The sequence below is a fragment of the Bradyrhizobium sp. CCBAU 11434 genome, assembly GCF_028128895.1.
Taxonomy (GTDB): Bacteria; Pseudomonadota; Alphaproteobacteria; order Rhizobiales; family Xanthobacteraceae; genus Bradyrhizobium; species Bradyrhizobium zhengyangense.
In genome coordinates this window covers 1-1,578 of record NZ_LBJX01000040.1, presented here as the reverse complement: position 1 = coordinate 1,578, position 1,578 = coordinate 1, and the positions used below count along the sequence as shown (strand labels likewise).

The window sequence follows — 1,578 nt, the reverse complement described above, 5'->3', positions numbered from 1 at the left end:
AGCGACCGATATCGGCCAGGTCAACCGCGGCGCCGCCGAAACCGGTTCAGCCTCGGAAGAGGTGCTGAACTCGGCAAAGACGCTGTCGTCCGAAAGCACCCGTCTGCGCGCCGAGCTCGACCGCTTCATGGCGAATATCAGGGCAGCGTAGAGCCAGGCCGCCCCGCGACACCTCACCGCAAGTTGCGGTGTGGCAAATTTACCGCGGCTTATCCTTTGCCATTTACCGTTGAGTCGGGGAGCGGACTGCTGCCGGGCTGCGCCTGGTTTTCCGCGAATGGAATGGGGTGGGGATGTCCGTCAAGTCGAAGCCGAGCTCTTTGAGGCTCTTCACCTTGCGTTTTCGTGCAAAGATCATCCTCGGCTTCGTGGCGGTGCTGGCCATCCTCGCCGTCAGCATGGCGTTCGCCTATTTCGGCTTCGAGCGCATCGCTGGCGCCGTCGCCTCCTACCGGACCAGCGTGGCCGAAGCAGACCTGGCACGGACCATCGACCGCGAGTTGATCAGCTATCAGGGCCTGACCCGGGCTTACACGCTGACCGGGGCGGCGGATGACGAAACAGCGGCGAAGGCGGCCGAAGAGAATCTGAAGGCGGCGATCGCCAAGTCGATGTCGGCCACGTCAGGCGCGGCGCGCCGTGAGGAGATCGGCAAGCTCGAAGCCGAATTCCAGCGCTTCACAAAGGTCTTCGGCGAGATCATCACGCTGACCCGGGCCAACAACAAGATCGCGGCCGATGAGTTGAATGCTGTCGGCAACAAGATCCGCTTCAAGTTCGACGATCTAGCCGATACCGCGGCGCTGGCCGGGCTCGCGTCGGTCCAGACCACGGCCAAGGACATCACCTCGCAATATCTTGCGGTGTCCACATCGGTCAGCGCCTTCGTTGCCAAGCCGGATCCGAAGACCGCCGACGGCGTCGTCGCCCGCATCAAGTTCCTGGAGACGCTGCTGGTCTCGATCTACGCCAATGACCAGAAGATCACCGACCGTGTCACCGAGATCGGCAATCTTCTGAAGCAATACCGCGCATCCTTCGCAAAGCTGTCGGAGAACGTGAAGGTCATCGTCAAGTCGAACGCCGAGATGACCAAGACGGCCGCGTCCATCCTCAAGCTCTCGGGCGAATTGCGGTCGGACCTGTCGGCCGATCAGCAGCGCATCGAGGCGGGTGCGAATACGACGATCGGGGAAACCGAGCAGCTGATTTTGATGCTGGCGTTGGGTGGTCTTGCCGTCGGTGCCGCGCTGGCGCTGATGCTCGGCAATGGCATCTCGCGTCCGATGATCGCGATGTGCAAGGCGATGCGTGAGCTTGCCTCGGGCAATTTCGACGTCGTGCTGCCCGGCCTCGGGCGCAAGGACGAGATCGGCGAGATGGCCGGGGCGGTCGAGGAGTTCAAGGTTCAAGCCGTCGCCAAGGCCGAGCGCGATGCCGCCGCCAGCGAAGCCCAGAACAGGGAGCAGGCAGCGAGCCGCCGCGGCGAGCTGATCCGCTTTGCCGATGATTTCGAAGCTGCGGTCGGAGCCATCGTGTCCAACGTCTCGGCCTCAGCCGTGCAGCTTGAATCATCCG

General features: G+C 63.1%; 1 protein-coding gene. It reads left to right on the top strand.

Translation table 11 applies throughout. The features are described from left to right. Positions 1 to 293: 293 nt before the first annotated feature. Positions 294 to 1,578, top strand: a 1,285-nt coding sequence (locus tag XI06_RS12950) for a HAMP domain-containing protein (protein WP_333909321.1), incomplete at its 3' end; no start/stop codon positions are given.